Source organism: Pseudoalteromonas aliena (genome assembly GCF_038155085.1).
Classification (GTDB): domain Bacteria; phylum Pseudomonadota; class Gammaproteobacteria; order Enterobacterales; family Alteromonadaceae; genus Pseudoalteromonas; species Pseudoalteromonas aliena_A.
Genome location: NZ_JBAKAU010000001.1, coordinates 260,471 through 282,575, shown reverse-complemented (window position 1 = coordinate 282,575; position 22,105 = coordinate 260,471). Strand labels below are relative to the sequence as shown.

Sequence of the window (22,105 nt, the reverse complement as noted above, 5' to 3'; positions counted from 1 at the left end):
TTTTATAAGGAATTACATTACTATAACTAGCTGCAAATCTCAGCATTGAATTATTCTCATCATCGGATTTAAGCCCTATATTTACGCTATACTGCCCTCCCCATTATTAACAAACGCTATGCATTATGAACTACTCAAACTTTGGTACTAAATTTACACAACCCAACGGCATTACTCAGCTTATGGAAGATTTAGGCAGCGCAAACAGCAGCAATAACCCAAACATTGTGATGCTTGGCGGTGGCAACCCTGCACAAGTGCCACATGTTAATGCCGTATTTTTAGATGAATTACAAAAATTAGTAGCCAGTAATAAAGTATCGCAAGTGTTTGGCTTATACGATGGCCCAACCGGTAACGATGAATTTAGGGCAGCCCTTGCCAAACAACTTAATAGCGAGTTTGCTTGGGGATTAACCGCCGATAACGTAGCGCTGGGTAATGGCAGCCAAGCCAACTTTTTTGTGCTATTTAATATATTAGCGGGCAAAATGCCTGATGGCAGCCACAAAAGGATTTTATTTCCACTTGCGCCTGAGTACGTAGGCTATGCCGATCAAGGTTTAGCAGATGATATGTTTGTGGCAATAAAGCCCGACATCGAAATTTTAAATACCGCTAATGGCTCAAAGCAATTTAAATATATAATTGATTTTGACGCGGTTGAAAAAGTACTCGCCAACGATAGCAACATAAGCGCGCTGTGTGTATCGCGCCCTACCAACCCAACCGGTAATGTAATTACCGATGAAGAAGTACGCCACCTAGACGCTCTTGCACACAAATACAATATTCCCCTTATTATTGATAACGCCTATGGCGACCCATTTCCAGGCTGTATTTACACCGATGCAAATCTAACGTGGAACTCAAACATTATATTATGCATGTCGCTTTCAAAGCTTGGCTTGCCGGGCTTGCGTACAGGTATTGTGGTTGCTAATAACGAAATAATTAAAGCCATAGGCCGAGTTAATGGCTCTATGGTGTTATCGCCTAATGCCATTGGCCCAAGCTTAGTAACGCGCTTAATTAACGATGGCGAGCTACTACCTCTGTGTAAAAACACCGTGCTGCCTTTTTATAAAAACAAAGCTCAAACAGCGATTGAGTTGTTTGATGAAGTATTTGCCGAACTGCCTGTTTATTTGCACAAAGTTGAAGGTGCATTTTTTATGTGGCTGTGGTTTAAAGATGCAAAAATAACAAGCGAGGTGTTGTATCAACACCTTAAAGAGCAAGACGTGTATGTAATTCCTGGGCATAACTTTTTTATCGGCATTGACGATGATTGGTCTCACAAGCACGAGTGTATCCGTATTAACTATGCTACCGATGCAGATACCCTAAAAAAAGGCTTAGAAGCGATTAAAAGCCTAATAAAGTAAATATACTGATGCCGATATTAATATCGGCATCAGTCATTTGACTCGCTTATATATTCGTTTAAAATTCATGCAAACGCACTGTATCCCCTTTAAATTTATATACAAGTTGGTATCCTACGCGCCCTTTTTTAACATATGCTTATAAAAAAGAACTCGTCAAGGAGCGACTACTTCTACAAGGCACTTACTGTAAGTGACAGCTTTAACACAACAGGCATCGCGTATAATTATTGATTTTAAACGTAAGATGTAACTTTAAATAGCAACATGCATTAGCACTATTAAGGTCAATTATGCGATTAGGACCAGGACTACTCGTCACTGCAGCCTTCATTGGGCCAGGAACAATTACTACCGCCAGCGTGGCAGGTGCAAACTTTGGTTTTGCACTTGTATGGACATTACTGTTTTCAGTTATTGCCACCATATTATTACAATCTATGGCGGCGCGCCTTGGCGTTGCAACAGGGCAAGACTTAGCTCAAGCACTCAGAGCAAATATTCAAACGCCTTTATTTAAATCTTTGGCTATATTTTTAGTTATTAGCGCCATTGGTGTGGGCAGTGCAGCCTATGAAGCGGGTAATTTAAGTGGCGCTAGTATGGGCTTAATTGAAATATTCCCGCAAGTGAACGCTCAAATATGGACGCCTCTCATTGCATTTTTAAGTGCTGCATTGCTGTATAGCGGTAAACATAAAGTGGTAGAAAACGCGCTTATTATATTGGTTATTTTAATGAGCTTAGTGTTTATCTCTACACTTGTAATGGCATCGCCTTCATTGGGCGATGTATTTGCCGGCTTTATTCCTAGTATGCCAGAGGGTTCTATTACAACCATACTCGCTTTAGTTGGTACGACCATTGTGCCATACAACCTGTTTTTACATTCAGGTGTGCTCGCCGCTAGGCATAATAGCAATAGTGATCTGAACAAAGTAATTAAACAAACTAATGTCGATACCGGCCTCTCTATTACCTTAGGAGGCGTGATCACATTAGCTATTTTATCTACCGCATCGGTCGCTTTTTATGGCACAGACGCGGGGCAAATTAGTGCAGCAAACATGGCCGTACAATTAGAGCCGTTGCTTGGCGAAGCAGCCCATTACTTTTTTGCCATTGGTTTATTTTCTGCAGGTTTAACAAGCGCGATTACAGCGCCACTTGCGGGTGCTTACGCCGTGTGTGGCATGTTAGGTTGGTCAAACGATATGGGTAACGCACGTTTTAAAGGTGTTGCTATTGTTATTTTATTATTTGGTGCTGCGGTGGCATCACTCGGTTTAGACCCTGTCGCGGTAATTATATTCGCACAAGCGGCTAACGGGTTATTACTTCCTATTGTTAGCACCTACCTTGTATGGCTGGTTAATCAAAAAGGCGTTATGGGAAACTACACTAACTCTTTGGTATTAAACCTGGTTACACTGCCCGTTTTAATCCTAATTTTTGGGCTAAGTAGCTACAAACTAATTAGTTTAATTTTTTGATTAAATTCTAAAAACCATATTTAAAGGCCGCTGTTTACAATAAACAGCGGCCTTTATTAATCACCAAATAACGTATAAGCCGTACTTATATTCACACATCTAACACGCTTTTTTGGTTTTTAGTTGCTTTAAATAATTGCGAAAACGCAAAACCACCTACCGCGCCTGCAAGCAGTTGAGCATAAAAACCCCAGCCTCTTGCGCCCGCTATAATATGAATATTCATAATTGATTCAATGGCAATTAACACAATAGTAAATGCCACAATGCCAGCAATAACAAATAGCTGAGTACTGTATTTTTGAACCTTTTTATTAAGCTTTACGGTAACAAAAAAAGCGATGGCAAGTGCTACGGCAATAATAGCGCCGTAGGTAGGTAATAGGCCTAACCAATCATCAAGCGTTAAACTAGCACGATCACTAAAGCCCACTACCACATCTACATTAACTAATTGATTGACAACGTATTGGCTATGAAACAAGCTAGCAAGTGTGAATGTAAGTAACCAAGAAACTAAAAATGAAGGCAATATACGTGTTAAAAACGACATGGTTATCTCAACTTAAAATAAAGCTTTTCTCTTATACTAGTCATGCTAGCAAAGGCTTGCCCCGTAAACAATGTATCTCTTTTTTTACTCTGCTTTCGCTTCTTTCGTTTTCTGTTAATGCAGATGCTACGTTACCAAAGGAGCAATACAGTACAAAAACACTGGCTACGCATTTACAGTCTCCGTGGAGCATGGTTGAACTACCAAACGGCACATGGTTAATTACAGAGCGTGATGGTCACGTAGTTATAGTTAAAAACAACGCGCAATCAAGAGTGAAATTAAACCTTGATGGCTTATACGTTGCCGGCCAAGGTGGTTTACTCGACATAGTATTATCACCAGATTATAACGACTCCAAAGAAATTATTTTTACTTATGCCCAAGGTAATGCAAGCGCAAATAGGCTCGCTGTTGCCAAAGCCACGTTTAATGGCACTGACTTTTCAAAGCCTAACGTTATTTATAAAGTAACGACTGATAAAAACACACCGCAACATTACGCAGGACGCGCCCTTGTCCTACCCGACAATACGTTATTAGTTTCAACGGGCGATGGGTTTGACTTTAGAGAGCAAGCACAAGTTATCACCAGCCAACTTGGTAAAATATTACGTATAAACCTAGATGGCACCATTCCAACAGACAACCCATTTATTAATCACAAAAACCTAAATGCACATGCTGTTTACTCACTTGGTCATCGTAACCCTCAGGGCTTAGTTTATGATTACGATACCCAGCAAACTGTTAGCCACGAGCACGGCCCTGCAGGCGGTGACGAGCTGAACTACTTAACCGCTGGCACTAATTACGGCTGGCCGGTAATCACCTATGGCAAAGATTACTCGCAAGCGCGTATTTCACCATTTACCGAATATAAGGGCATGCAAAAACCAAGTGTTAATTGGACGCCATCAATAGCGCCATCAGGCATGGCGTATTATGGCTCTAAACACGCAGCTTTTCCTTCATTACAACAACATGTGCTCATTACCACGCTCGTTGATAAAAAGCTCTACAGCATTAATCTGGCCAATGGTAAGTTTACGCAGTATCACGTTTTCCCTGAGGCCGCTGGAAGATTAAGAGATGTATTAATAACTGATAAAGGTAATGTCGCGGTATTAACAGACGCTAAAGATGCAAAGCTAATGTTGATGACATCAAATTAATTCACAAAAAAATAAGAGCCGCTGTGCTTTAAAGTAACGTAGCGGCTTTAAATAAGCCACTTTAGTTTTAAGATTAAGGTATGCGTCTTTATTATGTTCTTTATAACATTCTTGTCTTCAACTGCCTTTGCGAATACTTACAATGTTTGTTATTTATCCGCTTCTAATTTCTGTTTCAATAACTCAATCAGTTGAGTGTTAAGCCCTGTAATTTCGGCTTCTAGTAATTTCACTTTAGCTTGTGACTCTTCATCTTCTTTACTGCGTAATAATGCAGCTTCTTGTAGTAGCTTTTCAAGCTTCTCTTGTATTTCAGCAATCTGTTCATCAAGTGGGTCTTCTTCAGATTGCGATGCCTGACTTACATCTTCATTGCCTGATAATTTACGAAACGCCTCTCGATTTTGATCTTCCAGGCTTTTTTCTTTTCCTTCTTCGGATATATCCACTTGGTCACTTTGAACAGCTGCTTTGTGCACAATCGCTTTTTCGGTTACTTCATCAGCTACCACCTTTAAAATTTGTTTTTGCGGGTAAGTTTCTAAAGGTTTAGAGGTTATGTGAACTGACATTTTATCCATTTTAATATTCCTTGTTCCGTCAATTATTGGCGGCCAGTAGTTAACTATAAATATAATGCTTTACCAAAAGCCAATTGTAATGGCCCTTGTTTGATTCTTTATTAGATTACACTTTACTCACAAGCTTGCCCATTGTTGTTTTAAACCAACAAAGTGAACAATACCAAAAGATAAACAAATAATAGAACTCCAAACCCAAAACTCAGGCGAACGCCCCATAGGGTTATTTATCAGAAAGAATCCAGCAACACCGCGAGCTAAATAAATAAAAGTTATTAGTACAAGAGCTAGTCGGATGAATGGAAGTTTAAAAATCACACCTGCGGCTGAAAATGCATACAATGACCAAGTTGATAGAAACAGAACAATTACACTAGTAATAAGAGTTGGTTGAATACTTCCTTGCTCAGAAAGTAATGCCATTTGCTCTCCTGCACCGAAGAATCGATACCAAGAACCTCCAAAATAGATACAACCTAAATGCAAAGTTGCTACAACAGCACTTAATGTACCTGCAAGGATTAGAAAAACATTCATAGAGCGATAAAACCTCCGTGAGACATAACGGGCCTGTAAATTAGCTGGTTTATTTATCTTGATAAACAAACCATAGCCGGGTTTTTATCTATGTACAATCGATTGTTTAATGTTTACGCGTGATATCAAAGATCGCATTAGACCATTAGACTAGACAGCCACTCCAATTGTAAATTAATCTGGCCGCGCCACTAAATTTGCTTTTTTGAGCTAAGAGTTCACCTCTTTTTATATCTTTACTCGCGCATTACACATTATATAAGCAATCATCACTGTTAAACCTAAATTACACGCATGAAAATGACTGCATAATGCAGTTGTGATTTATTACTGGATAGTTTTACTGAGTAGTTTAAGTTTTATGCCAGTAGCTTTTCGCAGTTACTGATATTCGCTCGCCGCTTTCGGTTTAAGTTTTCACAATAACCTTCTTGTGAGGCTGGCCTGCCGACTGCACCATGAAATACACGCGTAAATTGTGTGGTGAGCTTTAACCAGTTTTCTGGGGAGATATTTACTCTTTCGAGTAAGGGTAAGTGTGTACTTTCAATATAACCACGTTTGTCTTCTCGTATACAGCACCCTGTTAGCTCAACAAGTTCAAGGTACGATTTAAGCTCAAACGGCAGCCCTTTTGGCATAATTTGACGTGGCATACCTGCAAAGCGCAGTAGTTGTTTTGGTTGCTTGCCATCCTTTGCATACGTTAAACGCTGTTTGATGCTGGTATGGTCTCACTCTTCTGGGGTGTTAGCCATTTTGGCTCTAATGGGGTTTAAATCGACATACGCCATACAGGCCGCAAGGGCTGCTTCATCTAATAATGCTTGAGACGTAAATCGTCCCTCCCAAAAACGGCCAGTGCAGTTATCTTCTCTATTTGCTCTGCGAGCAATGTTTTCATTTAACAACCGCATAAACCAGCTAATACTTGATAGGCGCTCGCGGTATTGTTTTACTGTTTGATTAAAAAAGATAAGTTCAGCTTTACTTAGCTTTTCACCCTGTATGTATTTTTGCGTAAGTACAGTGCCTTTACACAGCTTGTGCCAGCGAATAACAATCGCTTTATCATTTAGCCTATTCGCTTTTTTATCATCAATATACAGCACTAAATGGGTGTGATTACTCATAACAGCATAAGCACATACATCAATACAAAACACTTTGGCTAACTCAAGCAGTTTATCTTCAACCCAGCCTCTACGATGCTCGTAGGATTGACCTGTAAAGTGGTCTTCCCCACATAAAAATGCACGGCGTACGCAACGTGATATGCAATGGTAGTACTTTGTATCAACCAAACTTACTTGGCGCTTTCTTGCAATTGCCATAAGACACCCTGCTTATTTTTCACACTGATAAAAGCCTAGTACTTGTTCACTAAACTGCAAAAAATAGGATGGGTGTCACTGTTATCGATTATCGCTTAGGAAGTTATTTATACACTTTCTGAACGATTCCATAACCAAAGGCTGCTACCTACACAAAACCCTAGAAATAAAGTTTGAAGCTGTAATGCAATTGGGTCAATTATTATATTAAGTGAATAATAGGCCAAAGAGTTTACATAAACATCACTAATCATAATAAGAAACGTTAATAAGACCCCCGCCTTGCGATACTTAATTAATAATAGTACTGCGAACAGGTCTAATAAACCAAGCGAAGTCCAATAAAAATTCATCCACTGTGGAGCAAACCGATAAGGCAAAAAACCAAAGTTAATATTGTCTAAAATGTGCGTACTTGCTCCAATAGACAAACAAATTGACATTATCATAACAGCAACTTTGTCGGCAGATACTTTCATCTATAAGGTTTCCTAACAGCTTATTGAACACTCCAAAACGGCGTATATTACATGGTTCAATAATTCCACTAAACAACTTCAATGTAAACAAGCGATTGCTGTAAAAATACACCAAAACTTCTTTTAATAATGTTATTGGACAAAACACTGTCCATACACACAGCGCATTTGAAAGTTGAATATCATTTATGAAATCTCTCTTTCTAACCACGATTAAAGGCTATATGTATAGCAATCGCTATCGTTACAAACCACACAAAGAGCACTCTTGAAGCTTATTTGTTTTAGATCCTGCCTATCTAGACCTGCTTAAATAACATGCAACACGCTCCGTCTCTATGGGAGATACTCAAGTGAAGTTATGTTTGAAGCATTTAGTAAACTCGCAAAATTTAGCATAAGAAAATGATAAAAGGACTGGCGCATAGTTTTGCCAAAGAACTGTAACGCGCTAAAGCGCGTCCTACATATTACCTGAACCTTATTATTACCTTTTTAACCTAAAACAAAAAAGCCGCTGTTCATTGCAAACAGCGGCTTTCGTCTTAAGATTTACAAACTTAAAGCTTGCTTAACTTAAACTTGATTTTTATTGTTTACCAATTACTTCAAGTCCACCCATGTATGGGCGTAATACTTCTGGTACAACTACTGTACCATCGGCTTGTTGGTAGTTTTCTAGTATGGCTACTAGTGTACGGCCAACGGCTAAGCCTGAACCATTTAGTGTATGTAGTAACTCTGGCTTTTTAACACCTTCACGGCGAAAACGTGCTTGCATACGACGAGCCTGAAAGTCAGCCATGTTTGAACATGATGAAATTTCGCGGTATGTGTCTTGCGCAGGTAACCATACTTCTAAATCGTATGTTTTAGCTGAGCCAAAGCCCATGTCGCCCATACATAAAATTACTTTACGGTACGGAAGTTCAAGCGCTTGTAGTATTTGCTCTGCGTGACCTGTTAACTCTTCAAGCGTTGCCATTGAGTCTTCTGGTTTTACAAGTTGTACAAGTTCAACTTTATCAAACTGGTGTTGACGAATTAAGCCACGTGTATCGCGACCATAGCTGCCTGCTTCACTTCTAAAACACGGAGTGTGAGCAACTAAACGAATTGGTAAATCGCTTTCGTCGTAAATTTCGTCACGAGCGCTGTTTGTAAGCGGTACTTCAGCAGTAGGAATTAAGCTAAAGCCGGCTTGTTGTTCGCCGTCGTCATTTACAAGGCCTAATGTGTGGAATAAATCGCCCGCAAATTTAGGGAGTTGGCTCGTGCCGTAAAGGCTGGCGCTATTTACTAGGTACGGTACATACATTTCTGTGTAGCCGTTTTTGTCTGCGTGTGTATCTAGCATAAATTGCGTTAGTGCACGGTGCATACGCGCTACTTGTCCGCGCATTACGGTAAAGCGTGCGCCACTAATTTTGACGCCCATTTCAAAGTCTAAACCGTTTAAGTCTTGCCCTACATCTACGTGATCTTTAACTTCAAAATCAAACTTTTTAGGGGTGCCCCACGTTAAAATTTCAACGTTGTCGTCTTCGTCTTTACCCGCTGGTACTGACTCGTCTGGCAAGTTAGGAATTGCTAAAGCAATGTCGTTAATGGCGGCTAATACTTCATCCTGCTCAGTTTTAGCGGCATCTAGCTCACTGCCTAAATTAGCCACTGCATCAAGTAGTGGCTGTGCGTCTTCGCCCTTAGCTTTAGCTTGACCAATTGCTTTTGCGCTTGCATTACGTTGACTTTGAAGTTCTTGCGTTTTTACTTGTAATGTTTTGCGTTTTTCTTCAAGTGCCGTTACCGTCGCTACATCGAGTTCGTAACCGCGAGCCGCTAAACGTGCTGCAGTTTGTTCGATGTCTTGACGTAAAAATTTAGAATCTAACATGTTAGTTTTTTAACCTTTTTGCATTACTAGCTGAAGGCCCAGCCAAGCCATAAAAATACACACCATCACGTTTAAGATGATATTGAGGGCCATTTTAATAAAGTGACCTTGTTGTAATAACAACAACGAGTCCATTGAGAATGTTGAAAAGGTGGTTAATGCACCTAAAAAGCCAATACCGATAAGGGTTTTAGCGGGGCTTGCGGTGATAATTTCTTTATCTATCAAACCGTACAAAATGCCCATTAACAATGAACCCAGAATATTAACCGTCAACGTGCCAAAAGGGAATCCCCTACCGAGGAGTTTTAGCATGCTTTCGCTAATAAAAAACCGTAAACACGCACCTGAGGCTCCGCCAAGGGCGATCATCATATAAAGTTTAATCATTTTCGTATCGTCTAAGTGGGCTTTGCGCATCGCGCTCTTTTAGGTAATCGAGTTTTTGTTTAATTTTCTGTTCAAGTCCGCGCTCGCTCGGTAAGTAATACTCTTTGCCATCCATTTCAGGTGGTAAATATTTTTCACCTGCGGCAAATGCGCCTTCTTCATTGTGCGCATAACGGTACTCAGCGCCATATCCTAAGTCTTTCATTAAGTTAGTTGGCGCATTGCGTAAATGCTCTGGTACTGGGTAACTTGGCTCGTTTTTGGCATCTGCTTTTGCTTGATTAAACGCCATATATACCGCATTACTTTTAGGTGCGCTGGCTAAATACAGTGTGGCTTGTGCAATTGCACGCTCGCCCTCGCTTGGGCCAACACGTTGAAATATATCCCACGCATTTAAGGCTACTTCCATTGCACGCGGATCGGCGTTACCTATATCCTCTGTTGCAATGGCAAGTAACCGCCTTGCTACATACAAAGGGTCACCGCCACCAGCTAAAATTCGGCAATACCAATACAGCGCACCATCAGGGGAACTGCCACGTACTGATTTGTGAAAGGCTGATATTAAATCGTAAAACTCATCGCCGCCTTTATCGTATTTAGCTAAATGTGTAGGTAGTACTTGGCTAAGTACGTGCTCGTCTACGTTGTATTGACCGTTTTGTTCGGTCGTTAAATCAACTGCTTGTTCAAGTAAATTAAGTACTTTACGCGCATCGCCGCCACTTGCTTGGCAAAGTGCCTGTTTGGCGTTATCGGCAATAGTGATGTGTTTTTGGCTTAGCTGTTCGTCTTGTTTAAGTGCGCGTTCTATTACAGTGTATAAGTCGGTGTCGGCAAGCGACTTTAAAACATACACACGCGCACGCGACAATATAGCGTTGTTAAGTGCAAACGATGGGTTTTCGGTGGTTGCACCTACAAAGATAAAGGTTCCGTCTTCTATATGCGGTAAAAAGGCATCTTGTTGGGATTTATTAAAGCGATGAACTTCGTCAACAAACATAAGGGTGCGTTGGCCACGGCTTTCTAGGTTGTCCCGCGCTTGCGTTACGCTGTCGCGGATATCTTTTACGCCTGCGGTTACCGCCGACATCTGAATAAGTGAAGCATCAGCATGGTTGGCAATAATTTGCGCAAGTGTTGTTTTACCCACACCCGGCGGGCCCCATAAAATTAAACTATGGCAGCGCCCTGCAACAATGGCTTGGTGCAGCGGTTTATCAGCACTTAATAAATGCTGTTGACCAATATACTCGTCAAGCGTTGTGGGGCGCATACGCGCGGCAAGTGGGCGTACATCGGGCCCAAAATTAAATCCTAAATTACTCACCGCTACTCTGATCGTCTATTTCAACACCCTCTGGCGGCGTAAATTCAAAAGTGCTTTTATCAAGCTGTGTATTAACTTGGGCATTGTTAAACGTAAATGACGATAGCTGCCCTGAGTTGTCTGTCACTACTAATTTAGCAAGGCCTTGCTGGTTACCTGCAAAGGTAATATCAAGTTGTTCTACTTGGCTTTCTACGCCTTTATTTGGCGTTACACTAAAGCCTGTACTTGTTGCAAGTACGCTGTATTTTTCCCACTGTGCTGGGTCTTTTGATGTCAGTAGCACAAATGGTGTTGAATCGATTAGGCTGCTTGTTTTCATAATCGTTACTTGCTCAGCAAAACTGTCGAAGTAATAGGTTTTATCACCGTTTGATACAAATAACGTATCGTCTGGATTTGTTTGCTGCCAGCGAATCATCATGGGTTGTTTAAGGGCAATTCTGCCCTCGCCTTGCATAACCGCTTGACCTTGCGAATCAGTTACATTTTGTGAAAACTGCGCTTTAAAACTTTTAAGTGTTGCTAGTTTGTCTTGCAGTACCTGGCTGTCGTCAGCAAAGCTTGGTGCGGCAAGTACGCTGCCTAACACTAATAATAAGGCGTTAACTTTTTTCATGAATTTGCTCCATTAGGTACTAATACATCGCGAGCACCGTTATGACCTGGTGAACTCACGATACCCGATGTTTCCATTTGTTCTACTAAACGTGCTGCGCGGTTATAGCCAACACGTAATTTACGTTGTACTGACGATACAGATACTTTGCCGGTTTCAATTACAAACGACACAGCTTCGTCGTAAAGAGGGTCTGACTCTTCATCTGCATTTTCGCTAGCTTCGCCGGGTAATAAAATATCTTCAGTGGCATCGCCATTGAGTATTTCTTCAATGTAATTTGGTTTAGCACGTGCTTTCCAATCATTTACTACGGCGTGTACTTCATGGTCGTCAACAAATGCGCCATGCACACGCTCAGGTACGCTTGTGCCTGGCGGTAAATAAAGCATGTCACCCATACCTAATAGGTTTTCAGCGCCTTGCTGGTCGAGTATGGTACGCGAGTCTATTTTACTCGATACCTGAAACGCCATTCGTGTAGGTATATTGGCTTTAATTAAGCCGGTAATTACATCTACCGATGGACGCTGTGTTGCAAGTACTAAGTGTATACCCGCCGCACGTGCCTTTTGGGCTATACGTGCAATAAGTTCTTCTACTTTTTTGCCTACAATCATCATCATGTCGGCAAATTCGTCAATAACCACTACTATACTTGGTAGTTTATCCAGCTCATCGGGGCCTTCTTTCATGCCATCGGTGTCTTTAAATAATGGGTCAAGAATTGGGTAACCCGCCTCTTTGGCTTCAAGTACTTTTTGGTTATAACCTTTTAAGTTACGCACACCTAGCGCCGACATTAATTTATAACGGCGTTCCATTTCGCCTACACACCAACGCAGCGCGTTAGCGGCTTCTTTCATGTCGGTAACTACTTCACACAATAAATGCGGAATACCTTCATAAACCGAAAGCTCAAGCATTTTAGGGTCAATCATGATCATACGTACATCATCAGGGCCCGATTTGTAAAGCAAGCTTACTATCATGACATTAACGCCCACTGATTTACCTGAACCAGTTGTACCAGCGACGAGTAAGTGTGGCATTTTACCTAAATCAGCACACACAGGTTGCCCTGCAATATCTTTACCAAGCACCATGGTAAGTGGCGATGGGTTTTGCTCAAATTTAGGCGCGTTTATTACTTCTGACAAACGTACTATTTCGCGGTGTTTATTAGGCAGCTCTATACCGATATATGTTTTACCCGGTATAACTTCAACTACGCGTACGCTGATAGCTGAAAGCGAACGGGCTAAATCTTTAGATAAGCCAGTAATTTTAGACACTTTTATACCCGGTGCTAAATCAAGTTCAAACCGCGTTACTACGGGTCCAGGGTAAACCCCTACTACAGTGGCTTGCACGTTAAAGTCGAGTAGTTTTGTTTCTACAAGACGCGATACGGTATCGAGCTCTTCTTGTGATATTGGGTTTTTAGCTTTATCTGGTCTATCGAGTAAATCAAGCGAAGGTAAAGGCCCCGGCGGTGGCTCTTTATCAAGTAACTCTTCGAATTTTTCTTTTGCTGTTAGTGGTGGCTGATATGCAGATTTTACTTTAGGCATAGGCCTTGCCGGCGATACAACCGTAGTAACAGGCTTTTCAGGTTCAAGGACTTGGCTTTGATCAAGCGCATTTAGTGCAGCCTCTGTATCCATTGGCTCGTCGTCTATGGCGCTAAAGCCAATTTCTTGATCGAGTATATCGTCAAGCTCATCAAATGGGCTGTAGTCATCATTAATTTGTGATTCATTCAATGCTGGCTGTTCTTTTGTTGTAGCTTTTTGCTTATCTTCGTTTTTATCGGCAACTGTTTTTTCAAATTCTGATGAGTGCTCAAACTGTAGGTTTGAGTCGAACGCAATACCTTCAAACTGCTCTTCATTATTAAATTGAGTATCACTTTGCTCTGTATTACCAGCTATACGCTCTCGATGCATCCAACCTTGTGCATACTCTGAAATATAACGGTAAGCTTTTACTACTAAATCACCTAGGTAATCTACAAAATCAACCCAAGATACACCCGTTAATAAAGTAAGCCCGGCAAAAAAGAAGCATAGTAGTAATATTGATGTGCCGGTAAAATTAAATGCTGGCATCATTGCCGACGCAATAACATCACCCACTACCCCACCAGAGGAAAAGTTATAAATATCATCAAAATTTATGCTACTGATAGCTGTCGCAGAAGTAATAAATAAAACAAAACCAATTACACGTAGTGCTAATGTGGTGTAATCAAGCTGCAAAATACGGTGAGGTTGTTTAAATAATAAGTAACCAAATAGCTGAATGACCGCAGGTACAAAATAGGCAAGCCAACCAAAAGTAAGTAATAAAATATCAGCAACCCATGCACCAGCGGCACCCGTAACATTTTTTACTTCACTAAAGCTCGTTTGCGACCATGCAGCGTCTGCTGGATCAAAACTGATTAAGGCACATAAAATAAATATTGCCATAAAGGTGCTGATTATCAGCCCTGTTTCTAATAGTCTTTGTACACCATTTAGGCGCATAGCTTCCTATCCCTCTTTATTATTCTATTTGCACTTACTTGCAGTCAAATACCTTATCAGGAAATGCAATTTGTTGCACTTTATCTTAGTATTGATGGCCTGATTATGAACAAGTTTTTATAATTTGAGCGTGTGTAAGCAAATGGCAAGCTAATATGAATAGCCTTAAGTAATATAGGGACGAATAATTACTCCTTCTTCACCTTTTACTTCTTCCATTACTACGTAGGTTCTGCTTTCACTTACGTTTGGCAACTTTAATAGTATGTCGCCTAATACCCCTCTGTATTCTGACATATCATTTACGCGCGTTTTAAGTAAAAAATCAAAATTACCCGATACTAAATGGCATTCTATAATTTCTTCGTGCTTTTTTACTGCCACACTAAACTCATCAAATACATCTGGAGAAGTTTTAGTTATCGTTACCTCTACATACACAGATAAACCTTGCCCAAGTTTAGCTGGATCGACCACCGCTTTGTATCCAAGTATGTAGCCTTCTCTTTCAAGTTTTTTTACCCGCTCCAAGCAAGGCGTAGCGCTTAACCCTACTCGCCTTGCAAGCTCTACATTTGACAAACGCCCGTCGTGTTGTAATTCCATTAAAATTTTACGGTCAATTCTATCGAGTAATTGGTGCATACAGCCAGCTAGGTTTTTATTCTGTTTATTTTTGTTATTTAGATGATAACACTAGATGTGACTTTAAAAAAGGTGAGACACACGGGCTTTTGATGAATATAATAGTGAAAAATGTTAATTCGTTCTTAATAAGGCAAATTTTATGATTATTGGTGTACCTAAAGAAATTAAAAACCATGAATACCGTGTAGGTATGGTTCCTGCGAGTGTTCGTGAATTAGTAAATCACGGCCACCAAGTGATTGTTGAAACAGATGCAGGTATGGGCATTGGTTTTACTAACGAAGATTACACACAAGCTGGCGCTGAAATTTTATCAACTGCAGCTGATGTTTTTGCAAAAGCAGACATGATCGTAAAAGTAAAAGAGCCACAAGCTGTTGAACGTGCAATGTTACGTGAAGATCAAATTCTTTTCACTTACTTACATCTTGCACCTGATCTTCCACAAACTGAAGACCTTGTTAAAAGCAAAGCAATTTGTATAGCATACGAAACAGTAACAGACACACGTGGCGGTTTACCACTTCTTGCGCCTATGAGTGAAGTAGCTGGCCGTATGTCTATTCAAGCAGGTGCACAAGCGCTTGAAAAATCTAACCACGGCCGTGGCATGCTACTAGGTGGCGTACCAGGTGTTGAAGCTGCAAAAGTTGTTGTAATCGGTGGCGGCATGGTTGGTCGCAGTGCTGCACAAATGGCTGTTGGCATGGGCGCAGACGTTGTTGTTCTTGATCGTAACATTGATGTACTACGTGCATTAGATGCGCAATTCGGTAATAAAGTTAAAGCTATTTATTCAACTGCCGATGCACTAGAAAAACACGTACTAGAAGCTGATTTAGTAATCGGTGGTGTACTAATCCCTGGTGCAGCTGCACCTAAACTAGTAACAGCTGAGCACATTAAAGCAATGAAACCTGGTTCTGCAATTGTTGACGTTGCAATCGACCAAGGTGGCTGTATTGCTACTTCAAAAGCAACTACACATGCTGATCCAACTTTTATTGTTGATGAAGTTGTTCACTACTGTGTTGCTAACATGCCAGGCGCTGTTCCACGCACATCTACGTTTGCACTTAACAATGCAACATTGCCTTTCATCATAAACCTTGCAAACAAAGGTTATAAAAAGGCGCTACTAGATGACGCTCACTTCTTAAAAGGCTTAAATGTAATTAAAGGCCAAGTAACTTACAAAGAAGTAGCAGAAGCGTTCAACATGGAATATGTTGACCCACGCACAGCGGTAGAAAACGCATAATTTAGCGTTTTGTAGTTAGGTTGGTATTAAATATAGCAACCTAACTTCAACTTAATAAAAAAGCAGCTAATAGCTGCTTTTTTATTATCTAACTTTTTAATTAAGGGATTCAGCAACCACAGGATAATAATCCCAAACCCGTTTATCACTGAGCGAACGTACAAGCTTAATGTATTCTGCATGAGTCCATGCTAGAGGTGTTGCAGAGTTTGTACCCTCACCTAACTTATAACCAGCTTTATTTACGCCTACTCCATCCCATACTTGTTCAGGTAGCATCATGCCCCTATTAGCAAACTGCTCTAAGCCTTTAACATAGCTGTTTTTAATTTGCGCTTGTTTAGCATCATCAAAGGCGTTGTTTGCATTGGCAGCAGCTATTTCATAGTGGCCACGTTCACCAGTGAAAAATGGCCACACACGACCACGTTGGCCTGGTGTGTTGCTGCCTCTCTCAGCATAATTAGTGCCTGTTACTTCATCTTCGCCGTAACCGTCATTACCGTAGCGGCGGTAGCCTGCAAAGGTGCCGCTGCCATCGTCAAAACTAAAGCTGTATTTAACTTGTAGGTTATCTTCAAGCGTTTCGTCATCGTACTCAGGCAGTGTTTTAACAATGCTTTCGTCATTAGCACTACGCACGCCATAGCGTACTAGCTCTAAAAAACCGCCATCTAAAATTTGCTTTTTATTAAACCCTTCACGGCCATTATTAGCATTAATTTTAGTGTTTGAGTTAGCATCGGTATCTTGGCCTATACGTATAAAGTATTCGCCATCACTATTTTCGCCTTTTAAGTTACCCTCGGTGGTAAACATTTGCGATTCAATATCGTTGTTGTACTTTTTAGCCGTTGTAAGGTAGCGCTTTGCGTTTTTATCATCGCCACTAAGCGTTGCTATATCACTGGCTGTAATAAGACCAGCGACTATTGCCGCAGTAGTAGAAGGCGAATAACCTTCTTGCTCTTCCCAACGCTCTTGTTGGGTTGCCGGTGGTGTAATTTGCGTGTCGTTCCATAAAATTTTAGCAAGGCCGCCATCAACTAAAAAATCAGCTGCTGGTTTTAACATTTTGCTGTACCAACTTTTTAGCTCTTCATCGCTGAGTACATTGGCTTTGTGTAACTTCCAAGCAAGCATAATAGGCATAGCGGTTTGATCTAGTTGTACACCGACCCATTCAAGCTCACCATCTACATGTGTTTTTTGTAAAAACCAGCCTGTATCGCCGTTATTGCCCGGGGTTTTGCTGTTTACTTGTACTTTTTCAAGGTATTCGAATGCTGTTTTTGCGGTGGCGGTATCGCCGAGCGCCATAAATGCCATGGCTACTTGGTAAAAGTCGCGCACCCACACCGCTTTATAACCGGTTGAGCCTTCTTTAGCAGATACGGTTTCGCCCCAAGGGTTTGACAATGAGGCAATAAGCGCACCGGCATTGGTTTTATCTTCTTGTGCCTTTAAAACCATGGCACTGGTGTATAAAAGCTTACCGTTATCGGCGGTTTGCTCAACCATGATATTAAGTGGTTTAAGGCTTTGTAGGTAATCTTGCCAGCCGAGCGCTTCACCTTTACCGTTATAGTGATCAAGCACCGCTTGATAGCCTTTTGCTAAGCTTTTCTCGCCTTGCTGTATACTTTGCTGCTGCGTTTTACCAAAGCTAAGTGCTAAATCGAAGGTGGTGTTAGCGCTTATTTCACCAAGCTCTGCCAACATACTTACGTTACCTGCAGTTTCGCCAGTATTTGTATAATGAGTGTTTAGCGCTTGAGTTGTTTTAAGTGCGTTAACACCATCACTTTCACCCGTAAAGCCTACTGTTTTAGCTTTAAAAGGGGTTGCTGCTTGAAGCGATAAATAGTTATCGTCTTCCCATGCGACAAGGCCTTGATCAGTCGTTTTAGCAAAGTCACCTAACCCGTTGTTGTTTATGTAAGGGTTTACAACAACATAGGCTTTTAACCCTTTAAGTTCAGTGTTAAACACACTGCGAACAAATAATGTTTGCCCATCTGGGTCGGTAAATATGTGTTTTTCTAGGCTAAAACGCCCTTGTTTATCAGTGCTTGTTACTTTGTAGGCAAGCGAAAGTGGGCGCCCTTGCGCATCTTTGTATAAGTAATCTATGGTGACATCTAATTCATCAGCTTCGGTTACAGTAAAGTCTTTACCTGTAACAACAAACTGCATGTCTTTAATTTGCGCTTGGTGGATAAGCCCAAACATAGTTTCGGTGATCATACCTTTAGCAATTGAAAACCACACCTTAGATACATCGCCCGTTGCAGCTGAATCACTATATTGGCCTTTTTGGTATTGCTCGTAAGACGTGCCAATCCCTGTTTTACCTGCATAAGCCCAAAATGGCTCTACACCTGGTGCGCCAGGTGCCGATTTAACCTGTGCAGCGGTGTTTTCATTATCTGTGCTTGTGTTTTGTGCCCCACAGGCAGTTAAACCCAATGTTAAGAGTGAGGCAGTTATAAGGTTATATTTTTTCATTGTGTGTCCTTAATGTGAATTTTTAACGCGCATTACAGCAATGCCGGCAACAACGAACGAGGCTGCGCCAATTAATAATGCGTAAATAGGCTGATTCGAAAATGCGTGACGTAAAATAAGCCCTAAAATACTGGCGGCAAGTAACTGCGGTATAACAATAAAGAAGTTAAAAATACCCATGTAAACGCCCATTTTGTTACTTGGTAAGGCGTTACTTAACATAGCGTAAGGCAGCGATAAAATAGACGCCCACGCAAAACCCACCCCAATCATAGGTATAAGTAACATCTTAGGGTCTTGAATAAACATAAAGCTGCCAAGGCCTAATGCTCCCAATAATAAATTAAAGCAATGGGCGCCTTTTAATCCCATTTTTTTAACTAAAAACGGAATACACATAGCGGCTATTGCGGCAAAGCCATTGTAAGCGGCAAATAAAATACCCACCCAGTCAGCACCATCGTTAAATGCTTTAGAGGTTGCATCGCTACTACCATAATGAAAGCTTGTTACTGCAGCGGTGGTATAAATCCACATAGCAAATAACGTAAACCAACTAAAAAACTGCACCCATGCAAGCTGCTTCATGGCCTCTGGCATAGTAAATACATCTTGTACTATTTGGTAAAAACCACCTTGGGTTTTATTAGCACTTTTAAGGGCCGCTGCAATCCACTGCACAATACCAAACGCTAATAAACCACCAGCAAGTAGGTAAAGCTCTTTTTCAAGCGATAACCCCATTACTAATGCAAGGGTTACTAAACCTAACACCACAAAAATAATGGCGCCTTTGTTAAAGTTAATATCAACCAGCTTGCTGGTAGTAGGTTGTTCGCTTTGCTTTTCAAACTCAGCTAATTGCTCTGGGCTGTACTCTTTTGTACGTGCAACGGTCCAAAGCACAGCCACTAGTAACACAACCCCACCCCAATAAAATGAGTATTTAACAGACTCAGGAATTTGCCCAGGCGCTGCGGTATTGCTTACATCAAACCAATTAGTCATCATCCATGGCAGTGCTGAGGCTAGTACCGCTCCAATACCAATAAAAAAGCTTTGTAAACCGTAACCGGTAGCGCGTTGCTTTTCAGGCAAGTTATCGCCTACAAGTGCTCTAAACGGTTCCATGGTCACGTTGATTGACGCATCCATAATCCATAACATACCCGCGGCAATCCAAAGCGTAGGCGAATGCGGCATAATAAATAATGAAAGCGTTGTTAACACCGCGCCTACAAAGAAAAACGGACGACGGCGGCCAAAACGGCCCCATGTTTTATCGCTCCAGTAACCAATAATAGGCTGTACAATTAAACCGGTAAGCGGTGCTGCCACCCATAAAATGGGTATATCATCTACTTGTGCGCCTAATGTTTGAAATATACGGCTCACGTTACCGTTTTGCAGGGCAAAACCAAACTGTATGCCTAAAAAGCCAAAACACATGTTCCATATTTGCCAAAAGCTTAGATTTGGCTTGTCGCTATTATTTTGATTATTCATTATTAGCCTTATTTGTTAATACTGCGCTGCTAAATGCATCAAGTGTGAGTGTAAATGTTGCGCCTTGCGACCCTGATGTGATCTCGGTGCTGTGCTGCTCAAGTAAGTCATGCAATTGGGTGTGCTCGCTAAGTGCCGCTAATTGCGCTTTTGATAAGTTAACCGTAATAGTTTGAGGTTGTTCACTAAAGTTACTTAAAACGTACAGTGTTTGTTGGCCAAGTTTGCGCATAAAGCCAACAACTCGCTCGCTTCCTGTTACGCTAAGCTCTGTCATTTCACCCCCAACCACAGCAGGTAAACTATTAAGTGACATAATGGCTTTATAATAATCACGGAGTGCTACTTGTTCTTTTGTTAAATTAGCGCCGTCAAACTTGCCGTTACTCATCCACACTTGATGCGCCGGCACGCCAATGTAATCAAAAATACTGGTGCGTGTAGCAGTGCCAAATCCTACGTTTTCTGAGCCATCTTCTCCCACATCTTGACCAAAATATAATAACGTGGGTGCGCGGCTCATTAAGTTTGAAACCACCATAGCCGGTTTACCCCACGCAGCGTTACCTGCAAAGTCAGGGCTTGCGATACGTTGTTCGTCGTGATTTTCTAAAAAGTGCAGCATGTGCGCTTCAATATCAGCAACTTGGCTTTGGGCTGCAAAAATAGTATTAGCAGTTTGCTTACCCTGCATAATGGCTTTTAGTGTGTCGTAAAAGCCTACTTTGTCGTAAAGGTAGTCCATTTTACCTTGGTGAATATACGCACGGTACACTAGCGGGTTGTACACTTCAGCTAACAAAAAGGCATCGCTTTTTTGCATTTTTATCGACGAATTTAAAAAGCTCCAAAACTCTACTGGCACCATTTCGGCCATGTCGTATCTAAAGCCATCAACGCCTTTATCGAGCCAAAAAAGTGCTATGTCTCTAAATTTGTACCAGCTGTTAGGGAGCTCTTTATCTTGCCAAAATGCATAATGAGCACGGTAATCTTTATTTTTGTATTCACTTGGCAATTGAGCAAAATCGTAGCTACCATCAGGCTTTACGCCATAATTAACTTTTACTGTTTCGTACCAATCGTTTATATCGGGTTTTGCTGCACGGGCACCATTACCTGTCCATTTAGCGGGTGTTTCATCAAAAAAGCCATCCGCTAGCGGGTGTGCATTGCCTCCTAAAACTTTATACTCTGGCGATGTTGGCACCTGAAAAGACTGCCCTGGTACGTAGTAAAAGTTATTATTTTTATCGTACGCTTTAGTGGTGTCGTCTTGTGCACCAAAGTCTTTAACGCCTTTAGGTTTGCCAAGGGATTGGTAATTTCGTGCTACATGGTTAGGCACTATATCAATAATTACTTTCATGCCATGATTATGTGTACGCTCAATCAGATCACTAAACTCACCCATTCTATTGGTCACATTTATGGCTAAATCGGGGTTTACGTCGTAGTAATCTTTTATTGCATACGGTGAGCCCGCCCTGCCTTTAACTACATCAGGGTCATCTTGAGAAATCCCATAACCAGTGTAATCCCCCACTAACGCATGATGTAACACGCCAGTGTACCAAACATGTGTGGTACCCAACTCTTTTATACCTTTAAGAGCTGCGTCATTAAAGTCGGCAAATTTGCCTACACCATTTTGCTCTTTTGTGCCCCATGGCGTATTAGACGTGTTGGTATTACCAAATAGGCGTGTAAATACTTGGTATACAACTGGCTTGGTTAATTCGTTTTGTGTTTGTGTTGGCGCTTGTCGTTGCTCGGGCTTGTTACTTTCTGAGCAACCCATTGCAATAAGTGCGCTACACAGTATTGCGTGTACATAAACTGATTTTTTCATTGTGCGTCTTTTTGTCAGTA

General features: G+C 41.2%; 17 protein-coding genes and 1 pseudogene. 4 read left to right on the top strand and 14 right to left on the bottom strand.

The features are described 5' to 3' along the window. Positions 1-125 precede the first annotated feature (125 nt). Complete coding sequence (locus V6260_RS01335) at positions 126-1,388, top strand: valine--pyruvate transaminase (RefSeq protein WP_341592207.1); 1,263 nt, start codon at positions 126-128, stop codon at positions 1,386-1,388. Positions 1,389-1,681: 293 nt separating this feature from the next. Further along, positions 1,682-2,881, top strand: coding sequence for an Nramp family divalent metal transporter (locus V6260_RS01330; protein WP_341592205.1), 1,200 nt, complete (start codon positions 1,682-1,684; stop codon positions 2,879-2,881). A 91-nt stretch (positions 2,882-2,972) separates the two neighbouring features. Here the strand turns inward: V6260_RS01330 and V6260_RS01325 are convergent, their stop codons facing one another. Beyond that, a complete protein-coding gene (locus V6260_RS01325) occupies positions 2,973-3,434 on the bottom strand; it encodes a hypothetical protein (protein ID WP_341592203.1) in 462 nt (153 codons plus the stop codon). Here V6260_RS01325 and V6260_RS01320 point away from each other — a divergent pair. Further along, entirely contained in the window at positions 3,419-4,609 is a 1,191-nt protein-coding gene (locus tag V6260_RS01320) for a PQQ-dependent sugar dehydrogenase (RefSeq protein ID WP_341592201.1), read from the top strand. The two genes, V6260_RS01325 and V6260_RS01320, sit on opposite strands and share 16 nt — an antisense overlap. Before the next feature lie 149 nt (positions 4,610-4,758). Here V6260_RS01320 and V6260_RS01315 read toward each other — a convergent pair whose 3' ends face one another. The 10 genes and pseudogenes from V6260_RS01315 to lrp form a co-directional block, all read right to left on the bottom strand. Further along, entirely contained in the window at positions 4,759-5,190 is a 432-nt protein-coding gene (locus V6260_RS01315; protein WP_341592199.1) for a hypothetical protein, read from the bottom strand. 117 nt (positions 5,191-5,307) lie between these two features. Beyond that, positions 5,308-5,727: a hypothetical protein gene (locus V6260_RS01310; RefSeq protein ID WP_341592197.1), complete on the bottom strand. Its 420-nt coding sequence runs from the start codon at positions 5,725-5,727 to the stop codon at positions 5,308-5,310. Positions 5,728-6,086: 359 nt separating this feature from the next. Next, positions 6,087-7,061, bottom strand: a pseudogene (locus V6260_RS01305) (transposase). A 107-nt stretch (positions 7,062-7,168) separates the two neighbouring features. Next, entirely contained in the window at positions 7,169-7,540 is a 372-nt protein-coding gene (locus V6260_RS01300) for a hypothetical protein (RefSeq protein ID WP_341592195.1), read from the bottom strand. 589 nt (positions 7,541-8,129) lie between these two features. Further along, positions 8,130-9,434 (bottom strand): serine--tRNA ligase, encoded by a 1,305-nt coding sequence (gene serS, locus V6260_RS01295; RefSeq protein ID WP_002962971.1) that lies wholly within the window; start codon positions 9,432-9,434, stop codon positions 8,130-8,132. A gap of 9 nt (positions 9,435-9,443) precedes the next feature. Continuing rightward, positions 9,444-9,824 (bottom strand): fluoride efflux transporter CrcB, encoded by a 381-nt coding sequence (gene crcB / locus V6260_RS01290; RefSeq protein WP_021032117.1) that lies wholly within the window; start codon positions 9,822-9,824, stop codon positions 9,444-9,446. Continuing rightward, positions 9,817-11,160: a replication-associated recombination protein A gene (locus V6260_RS01285; protein WP_341592191.1), complete on the bottom strand. Its 1,344-nt coding sequence runs from the start codon at positions 11,158-11,160 to the stop codon at positions 9,817-9,819. Before V6260_RS01285 ends, crcB begins: the two co-directional genes overlap by 8 nt. Then, positions 11,153-11,779, bottom strand: a complete 627-nt coding sequence (lolA, locus tag V6260_RS01280) for an outer membrane lipoprotein chaperone LolA (protein ID WP_341592190.1) — start codon at positions 11,777-11,779, stop codon at positions 11,153-11,155. The genes V6260_RS01285 and lolA overlap by 8 nt, the downstream gene beginning before the upstream one ends. Further along, on the bottom strand, positions 11,776-14,310 hold the full coding sequence (locus V6260_RS01275) for a DNA translocase FtsK (RefSeq protein WP_341592188.1): 2,535 nt from the start codon (positions 14,308-14,310) through the stop codon (positions 11,776-11,778). The genes lolA and V6260_RS01275 overlap by 4 nt, the downstream gene beginning before the upstream one ends. Positions 14,311-14,475: 165 nt before the next feature. Continuing rightward, positions 14,476-14,955 (bottom strand): leucine-responsive transcriptional regulator Lrp, encoded by a 480-nt coding sequence (lrp, locus tag V6260_RS01270; RefSeq protein WP_341592186.1) that lies wholly within the window; start codon positions 14,953-14,955, stop codon positions 14,476-14,478. 142 nt (positions 14,956-15,097) lie between these two features. Between lrp and ald the strand changes: the two genes are divergently transcribed. Then, positions 15,098-16,219: an alanine dehydrogenase gene (gene ald, locus V6260_RS01265; protein ID WP_341592185.1), complete on the top strand. Its 1,122-nt coding sequence runs from the start codon at positions 15,098-15,100 to the stop codon at positions 16,217-16,219. A 96-nt stretch (positions 16,220-16,315) separates the two neighbouring features. On the opposite strand, the gene V6260_RS01260 is transcribed toward ald, so the two are convergent. From V6260_RS01260 to V6260_RS01250, 3 genes are read right to left on the bottom strand one after another with little or no spacing between them, the layout of a single operon-like run. Further along, positions 16,316-18,727 carry a glycoside hydrolase family 15 protein gene (locus V6260_RS01260; protein WP_341592184.1) on the bottom strand — a complete coding sequence of 804 codons (2,412 nt, stop codon included), beginning with the start codon at positions 18,725-18,727 and terminating at the stop codon, positions 16,316-16,318. Positions 18,728-18,736: 9 nt separating this feature from the next. Continuing rightward, complete coding sequence (locus tag V6260_RS01255) at positions 18,737-20,233, bottom strand: MFS transporter (protein WP_341592182.1); 1,497 nt, start codon at positions 20,231-20,233, stop codon at positions 18,737-18,739. After that, entirely contained in the window at positions 20,226-22,085 is a 1,860-nt protein-coding gene (locus V6260_RS01250; RefSeq protein ID WP_341592181.1) for an alpha-amylase family glycosyl hydrolase, read from the bottom strand. Before V6260_RS01250 ends, V6260_RS01255 begins: the two co-directional genes overlap by 8 nt. Positions 22,086-22,105: the final 20 nt, after the last annotated feature.